Genomic DNA, 9,121 nt, shown 5'->3' on the forward strand with positions numbered 1-9,121 from the left:
AGAGCCCTTTGCTTACTTTGGGGCTTTTCCAAAGTGAGCCGCTGTAAGAGCGGAACCATAGGTGGCCGTTACCTAAATAACGGATATACACACCACACCACCACTCAAATCCTACGTCTACGCCCCAACTGCGGAATCCCCAAAGCAGGCACCACCTCCACCCGCTCCACCCGCGTCCCAACCACCCCCGCCAACCCCACCACCGTCGGCTGACTGAACAACGACCGGGCATCCACCTCCAACCCCGCCTTACGCAGCCGCGCCACCACCCCCACGGCCAACAACGAATGCCCTCCCAACTCAAAAAAGTGATCCTGACGCCCCACCCGGTCCAGCTTCAACACCTCAGCCCAAACCCCCGCAATCACCGCCTCCACCTCCCCCCGAGGCGGTTCATAGGCACGACTCAAAACCGCCTCCACCCCAGGCTCCGGCAACCCCTTGCGATCCAGCTTCCCCGCCGGATTAAGCGGCCACACCTCCACCCGCACAAACGCCGAAGGCACCATGTACTCAGGCAACCCCTCCACCATGTAACTGCGCAACGCCTCAAGCCCCGGCACCGCATCACGAACAGTGAAATACGCCACCAACCGCTCATCCCGAATCAACACCGCCACCTCGCGCAATGCAGGATGCGCCGCCAACCGTGCCTCAACCTCCCCCAGCTCCAGCCGCACCCCACGCAGCTTCACCTGAAAGTCATTGCGCCCCAGAAACTCCAGATTCCCGTCCGGCAAATACCGCACCAGATCCCCCGTGCGATACAACCGATCCCCCGCCACAAACGGGCTATCGATAAACCGCTCCGCCGTCATCTGCGCCAACCCCAGATACCCGCGAGCCACGCCCACCCCGCCGATATGCAACTGCCCACTGCACCCCAGCGGCACCGGCCGATCATGCTCATCCAATACGTAAAGCCGGGTATTACTGATGGCCCGCCCAATCGGCAACTGCACCCCCGGCACCGGCGCACCCGGCTCCAGCGTCCAGGCACTGCTGTCCACCGTCGCCTCGGTCGGTCCGTAGACGTTATGCAAGCGCACCTTGGGCAACCGCGCCTGAACCCCACGGGCCAAGGCCTCTGTCAGCTCCCCACCACCGCATAAAACGTCGGTAAGGCTGGTACAAAGCGCAGACTCCTCCAGCTCCAGAAACTGCTGCAACATCGCCGGCACAAACTTGATCACACTGACCTGTTGCTCACGAATCACCTGCGCCAGGTACGCCGGCTCACGGTGCCCATCGGGACGCGCCAGGACCAGGCGCATGCCATTGGTCAGCGGCCAGAACAGCTCCCACACCGAACCGTCAAAACTGAACGGCGCCCGCTGCAACAACGCGCCACCCTCGGCATTCGGGCACAGTTGCGAGCCCCAGTGCATCAGGTTGCCCAGGCCCCGATGCTCGATCATCACGCCCTTGGGCGTGCCGGTGGAGCCGGAGGTGTACATCACGTACGCCAGGTTGCGCACGCTCAGCCCCGGCACTCGCGGGTTGCCTTCAGGCGCCTGCTGCCAGGCGCCGTGGTCGAGGTCGATCACCGGTATCGACACCTCCCCCGGCAAATCCCGGGTCGCGCCGTGTACCAGCAAGGCGACCGGCGCGCTGTCTTGCAGCATGTAGGCGAGACGCTCGCGAGGGTAGCCCGGGTCCAACGGTACATAGGCGCCCCCCGCCTTGAGGATGGCCAGCAAGCCCACCACCAGGTCCAACCCGCGCTCGACACACAAGGCGACCCGCGAATCCGGCTGCACGCCGCGCTCGCGCAGGTGATAGGCCAGGCGGTTGGCGCGCTCGTTGAGCTGGCGGTAAGTCAGTTGCTGCTCACCGGCCTGCACCGCCACCGCGTGAGGTGTGTGCCGGGCATGGGCTTCGAACAGGGCGTGGACGGTCTGGTCCACGGGGTAGTCGGTTTCGCTGGCGTTGAAGTCCACCAGTTGCTGTTGCAGTTCGGTCGCGGGCAGCACCTGCACATCGAACAGCGGCGCCTCGGGCGTCTCCACCAATCCCGCCAGCACCGTGCCAAGGTAGTCCAGCAGGCGCTGGGCACCGACCTTGCGGGGCGCCTTGGCCTTGAGCCGGAAACCGCTGGCCAGGTCGTCCACCGTCAGCATCAGTGGGTAGCTGAGGATGTCTTCGCTGCTCAGCAATTCGATGCCGGGCTGCAGCACCTCGAGTGCCTCGACCGAGACATGCCGGTAATTCAGCAGGCTGTTGAACAGCGGTGCGACGCCGCTGCAACGCTGGGCCAACGCCAGTGACGCTTGCTCGTGGGCGAGCAAGGCGCTGAGTTGCTGCTGCGTCTGCCTGATCGCCTCGCGCACCGTCACCCCCGCCAGGCGTACCCGCAGCGGCAAGGTGTTGATGAACATGCCCAGGGCACGGTCGGCGCCCTCACCTGCTTGCAAACGCCCCAGCAGAACCGTACCGAACACCACATCGTCACGGCCCGAGACGCGACCCAGTACCTGGGCCCACGCCAGATGAAACAGGCTCGCCGCGCTGACACCCAAGGTGCGGGCCTGCTCACGCAACAACTGGCCGAGTGCGTCGTGAAGCAGCACGTCGGCTTCCTCGGTGTCACGCCGATCCGCCTGGTGCACCTGTAAACCGAAGGCCAGGGTCGGCTCGTCGACATCCGCCAGCCGCTCGCGAAAGAACGCTTCGTGCCCGGCCTGGCGTTCCGCTGACCGGGCCTGGGCGACCACGTTGCGATAGGGCACCGGCGCCGGCAATTGCTGTTGCTGGCCAAGCAGATGAGCCTGGATTTCCGCCATCAGTACTTGCGTCGATGTGGCGTCGTTCACCAGGTGGTGGAAACGCAGCATGCCCACCCAACGGCAGTTCTGCCGGTCTTCGGCGTAATCCAGGGCCATCAGCGGCGCCTTGCGCAAGTCCAGTGGCCGCTGGCGTTCGCGCAGTTGTTCGAGAATTGAGTCCCCCTGGAGGGCCACCGGTTGCACGTTCAGAATCGCCTTGCGCCACACCACTTGCATCGGTTGTTCGAGGGCATCCCACGCCAGGCTCGTGCGCAGGATGTCATGGCGGTCCATCACCTGTTGCAGCGCCTGGGCGAACGCTTCCAGCTGTTCACGGCGGGCAAAGCTGAACATCGCGTGTTGCTGGTACGGATCGCGCTCGTCAGTGATGTGGTGATACAGCAGGCCTTCCTGCAACGGCGCCAGCGGGTAGATCTCCTGCACATTGGCGGCGCCGCCGGGGATCGCGGCGACGATGCGTTCTATCGTCGGCGGGTCCAGTTCGGCCAGCGCCAGCAGGTCCGGAGTAATCAATTGGCAACCCGCCGGAACACGGTTGGCCGGCACATCAAGCTCGGTGCCCTGGCCAACCGCTGCCGCCAGTGCGGCCAGGGTCGGCTGGCCGAACAGCACCTGCACGTCGGCCTGCAACCCGACCTGGCGCATGTGCTGCACCAACTGGACCGCCAACAACGAATGGCCGCCCAACTCGAAGAAATGGTCATGCCGCCCCACCCGCTCGACGTGCAGCACATCGGCCCAGATCTGCGCCAGGGCGATTTCCGTAGGCCCTTCTGGGGCCTCGTAGACTCGACTGACAAATGCATCGGCACCGGGTGCCGGCAAGGCCTTGCGGTCGAGTTTGCCGTTGGCCGTCAGGGGCAGCGCGTCCAGCTTTACGTAGGCCTGCGGCACCATGTAATCCGGCAAGCGTGATTTAAGATGGGCGCGAAGCGCTTCAATCGCTACCGGCGCATGCTCGGTGAACCAGGCCAACAGCTGCCCCTCGCGTACCAGCACCACCGCTTCGGTGACCCCTTCATGACCCGCCAGGGCGGACTCGATTTCCCCCGGCTCGATACGCACGCCGCGAATTTTTACCTGGTCGTCGTTGCGGCCCAAATATTCAATATTCCCATCCGGCAGCCAACGCGCCAGGTCGCCGGTGCGGTACATGCGGCCTGGGTTGAATGGGTCATCAAGGAAGCGCTCTGCGGTCATGTCCGGGCGGTTCAAATAGCCCCGCGCCACGCCTTTCCCGCCGACGTACAACTCGCCTGCAGTACCGATGGGCACCGGCCGCTGTTGCTCATCCAGCAGGTAGACCGCGGCATTCGCGATGGGTTTGCCGATGTGCAGCGCCTGCCCGGCCTCAACGAGGCCCGAGGTGGCAACCACGGTGGCTTCAGTGGGACCGTAGTTGTTGATCACCGCGAAACTGCGCGCCTGGTTGAACTGGCGCAGGCGGTCGCCACCAATCAGCAGCGTGCGCAAAGTCGGGTGTTCGATATTCTGGCTGAACGCATACTCGGCCACCGGCGTGGGCAGGAAGCATACGTCCAGTGGTTGCGCGCGCCACCAGGCCAGCAGCGTGTCGATGTCTTCGGCGCCGTCGTGGGTCGGCGGCAAGTGCAAGGTCGCGCCCACGCACAGCGCTGGCCAGACCTCCCAGGCCATGGCGTCAAACCCGAAACCGGCAACGCTGGCGGTATGGCTGCCCGCGTGCAAATCGAAGGCCTGGCAATGCCAGTCCACCAGGTTGGCCACGGTGTGGTGCTCCACCATCACGCCCTTGGGCAGGCCGGTGGAGCCCGAGGTGTAGATCACATAAGCGAGGTTGGCGGGTGTCATCGCCACTTGCGGGTTGCGCGCCAACTGCGCCGTGGCGTGGTCCAGATTGATGACCGGCACGCTCAATACCGGTAGACGCTCGAGCAAATCCGTCTGCGTCAGCACCGCCACCGGCGCGCTGTCATCGAGCAGGTAGTGCAGGCGCTCGGCAGGATGGGCCGGGTCCACCGGGACATAACAGGCGCCGGACTTGAGAATCCCCAGCAAGCCCACCAGCGTCTCCAGGCCGCGCCGGGCGACGATCGCCACACGGTCGTCGGGCTTTACCCCGAGCACCAATAGCTGCCGCGCCAGGGCATTGGCCCGTTGATTCAATTGGTCATACGTCAATCGCTGCCCCTGATACACCGCCGCCACCGCATGCGGGGTCACCGCGGCCTGGGCCTCGACGCGCCCATGCAGGGTTTGCGCTGCGGGATAGGCCTGGGCGGTGGCGTTCCAGCGTTGCAACTGCGCGGTTTCCTCGGGCGTTATCAGCGAGAAGTCAGCCAGGGGCAGCGCGGTGTTTTCCAGCCCCTGCTCCAGCACATACACCAGGCGATCGGCCAGGGCCTGCACCTCGTGTGCCTGGAAGTACGCCTCGTTGTAGACGCAGTGCAGGCACGCCGTGTCGTGGTAGCGATTGCTGCGCAAGTGAATCGCCAGCGGCAACGGCTCATGGTGGTTGGACACCTTGATCGCCCGGGCCGATGCCTGGCCGTAGCGAAATTCATGGTCGTCCTGCTCATAGGACACCGACAGGTCGAACAGTTGGCCGCGGTCGGCGCGCAGCAAACCCAGCTCGCGATTCATCTCGCTCAGCGGGAAACGTTGATGCCGAAAATCCTGCTGGAGCTGGTCGCGCACGCCACGCACCAGGGCGCTGAAAGGCAGGTCGTCGCGGAACTGCAAGCGCACGGCACTGACCTGGGTGAACAGCCCCAGGGTCGAACGAAAGCGTGCATTGGAACGGTTGAGTATCGGCAGCCCCACCACCCACTCCTGGCGCTGGCCGGTGCGGCTGAAGTACAGGTACATCGCCGCCAATAACACATGGAACGCCGACGCCTGGTAATGGTTCGCCGCCCGCGCCATGCGATTGAGCAGCGCCGCCGGAAACGGTGCTACCAGGGTGTTGCTCGGCGCATCGCCCTTGGCCTGGTAACGGCGCGTCAGCAGCGGCTCTGGCAGCGCCTGGTATTTGTCCAGCCAGTAGCTGCGGTCCCGGGCGTAACGGGCCGACTCGCGATAGCGTTCATCGTTGTCGATGAAGTCGATATAGGACGGCGCCGACAGGTCCGGCTGCCGGCCCTGCTCCAGGGCGCTGTAGATACCGGCAAGGGATTGCAGCATCTGGCCAAAGCCCCAGCCATCGAGAATCAGGTGGTGAGCCTGGGTGCCGAGGCGGTAATGCTGGTCATCGAGCTTGACCAGGAAGAAGCGGAACAACGGCTCGTCGACCAGCGCATAGGCTCGCGCCATCTGCGCCTGCAACAAGGCCTCGGCGGCCGCGTGGGGATCCGGCTGGCGCGAGACGTCATGCTGCGGCACCGATACCGCCATGGCCTCGGCAAACGCCTGCCGTGGCAAGCCATCGGCCGCCACTTGCAACACCGTACGCAATGCGTCGTGCTTGGCCACCAGGTGCTCGATGGCTCGCTGGATCAATGCGGGATTCACGGTGCCCGTGAGTTCGATATAACCCCCGATGTTGTACAGCGGCGAGTCACCGAGGCGCAGTTGGTCGAGCCAGATATCCCGCTGGGCGGCGGTCAGGGGGAAATACGTCATAAGATCCTTCTCATGTGAGGTGTCGATAAGGCGCACAACGCCCCATTGAGGCGAAATCAACGGGATTTAAGCATCGCCCCGGAGGGCCGTATGTCACCCGAAACCCGGACAGCCCGGGTACCGCGCCGGGGTTGGCTGATGGTTCAGTGCTGAAACGATTAAATGGATGTAGGAGATTGGCTACATCTGGCCGATGCCATATAGCCGAGCATTTCGAGAAAATTGAGTAAATATGTTTTATATCAACTAGTTAACAAACTCTAAAATCCTTTTACCCTGCAGCTTCAGCCTATATCCCTGTCGGAAATGACGAAATAATGGCGCGCTTTTTATGGCAGGTTGTGTCCCTCGTTTCCGCTACATACGTAGGACAAATCCACGTGGCTAAATGAAGCCTCGAGCACCGACCCAGGTTCAAGGAGAACGGGAGGCCTGCACACGTACGGGCAACCGTTGACGGTTTTCGACATCAAGGATGAGATGGCTATGAGTCTGACCAGCAGTATTCGGAATATGGAAAATCCGCATTTTTATTTCGAGTTGGGAGAGTTGATTTCAAGCACCGGCACTGAACACTTCGCAGCGAACATGCTGCAACTGGTCAACAAGCTGGTACCGGTTCACTTGGTGGACCTCAGTGAATGGACCCTCGACGAGCACCAGGCCTGCGTGCTCGATATCAAGTTACTTGGCAGCGACGGGTTGAAGCAGGACCTGCCGCCACCGCGCACCCTGCATCACCGCGACGATCATCCGCTGCTGAAAAAAATGCTCGGCATGAACGACCCGCTGTTGATCCAGATGAATGCCAAGGCCGACAGCACCCACACTCGCGGCACCTCCCATCAGTGCAACCTGGTATCGCGCCAGGCCAATCGGCGCTGCGTGATTTCGTTCTACCGCCCCCACACCCAACGCGCCTTTTCCCTGGCGCAGCTGTCGTTTCTCAAGAGCCTTTCGGAAACTTTGCTGCCGTTGATCGAGCGCCACGCGCAGATCAATCGACAGGCCCCGCCGGTAGCGCCCGAGCCCTCTAAAACTCCGTTGGAGCAGTCGCAATTGCAGCGCGAATTCTATAAACGCCTGTCACTCAGTGACATCACCTTATCGGCGCGGGAACAGGAGGTTTGCCTGGGGTTGTTGACCGGCGGAACCGTACCGCAGATGGCCGAGAAACTCAGCGTGAAAAACAGCTCCATCGAAACCTACCTCAAGCGCGCGGCGGCCAAACTGGGCGTGAGTGGCCGGCATGGCCTGGCCAAATGGATGGTTGGCGCGTGATGAAAAAACTGATGCTCGGCGTGGCGTGTGTGCTTGGCGGGTGTTCGTTGATCCCGGACTATCAGCGGCCCGAGGCACCGACCCCGGCGCACTTCCCGGTGTATAACGCGGACCGGGTGGGGCCATCGGCCTCCGGGCCTGACTGGCAACAGTTGTTCCGTGACCCGGTGATGCGGCAGTTGATTGGCCAGGCCCTGGTGAATAACCGTGACCTGCGGGTGGCGGCGCTGAATGTCGAAGCGTTCCAGGCGCAGTACCGCATCCAGCGTGCCGACCTGTTCCCGGCGGTGTCTGCCACGGGTGCCGAAAACCGCCAGAAAGTCCCGCGGCGCGCCACTACCACCGGCAAGTCTGCGATCACCTCTACCTATTCGGCGACATTGGGCGTCAGCGCCTACGAGCTGGATTTTTTCGGCCGCGTACGCAGCCTCAGTGAGCAGGCGATGCTGCAATACCTGGCCACTGAAGAAGCTCGGCGCAGCGCGCAACTGAGCCTGGTGGCCAACGTCGCCAACGCTTACCTGACCTGGCGCGCCGACCAGGAACTGCTGGCCCTGGCCCGGCAGACGCTGGCCTCGGACGAGCACAGCCTGCGTCTGACGTCGCGCAGTAAAACGGCGGGCAAGGCGACGTCGATCGATGTGATCCAGGCCCGGACCAGCGTCGAAAGTACCCGGGCAAGCATTGCGCGCTACCAGCGGCAGGTGGCCCAGGACCTCAACAGCCTGGCGTTGCTGGTGGGTGGGCCGGTGCCGGATTCTTTGCCGGCACAGCCGCTGTCCGACGACCTGGTAGCCCGGGTGCCGGCCGGGTTGCCGTCGGACCTGCTGCAACGGCGGCCGGATATTGTGCAGGCCGAGTATCAGCTTCAGGCGGCCAACGCGAATATTGGCGCGGCGCGGGCGGCGTTTTTTCCTTCGGTTACGCTGACGGCCAACGCGGGCACCTCGAGTAAGGATCTGTCGGGATTGTTCCAGGGGGGCTCGGGGAGTTGGGGGTTCCAGCCGCAGATCAATCTGCCGATCTTCAACGCGGGCAGCCTGCGGGCCAGCCTGGATTACGCGAAGATTCAGAAGAACATTTATGTCGCGCAGTATGAGAAGTCGATTCAGACCGCGTTCCAGGAAGTCTCGGACGGGCTGGCGGCGCGGCAAACGTATAACGAGCAACTGGCGGCGCAGCGGGATTTTGTTCGGGCCAACCAGACGTATTACGACCTGGCTCAGCACCGGTATCGCAGTGGGGTGGACAGTAATCTGGTGTTTCTGGATGCGCAGCGGTCGTTGTTCAGTTCGCAGCAGGCGTTGATTGTTGATCGGTTGGCGCAGTTGGTGGCGGAGGTGAATTTGTATACGGCGTTGGGTGGGGGGTGGGAGGGTGATTCTGCTGGGGGTGGGGATGGGGGTGGGGGCATATCCGTTTCTTCGGTCACGGCGGCTTATGCTTCCGCCCTT

3 protein-coding genes are annotated in these 9,121 nt (G+C 63.2%); 2 read left to right on the plus strand and 1 reads right to left on the minus strand.

What is annotated here, in order from left to right; genetic code table 11:
- Positions 1–104 precede the first annotated feature (104 nt).
- Positions 105–6,386, minus strand: a complete 6,282-nt coding sequence (locus HYE77_RS30440) for a non-ribosomal peptide synthetase (RefSeq protein WP_177070323.1) — start codon at positions 6,384–6,386, stop codon at positions 105–107.
- A 486-nt stretch (positions 6,387–6,872) separates the two neighbouring features.
- Here HYE77_RS30440 and HYE77_RS30445 point away from each other — a divergent pair, with 486 nt between their 5' ends.
- On the plus strand, positions 6,873–7,667 hold the full coding sequence (locus HYE77_RS30445) for a helix-turn-helix transcriptional regulator (RefSeq protein ID WP_008430236.1): 795 nt from the start codon (positions 6,873–6,875) through the stop codon (positions 7,665–7,667).
- Positions 7,667–9,121: efflux transporter outer membrane subunit (locus tag HYE77_RS30450; RefSeq protein ID WP_256347537.1), on the plus strand; the 1,455-nt coding region annotated here is incomplete at its 3' end. The genes HYE77_RS30445 and HYE77_RS30450, both read left to right, overlap by 1 nt.

The organism is Pseudomonas sp. IPO3774 (assembly GCF_013386835.1).
Classification (GTDB): Bacteria; Pseudomonadota; Gammaproteobacteria; order Pseudomonadales; family Pseudomonadaceae; genus Aquipseudomonas.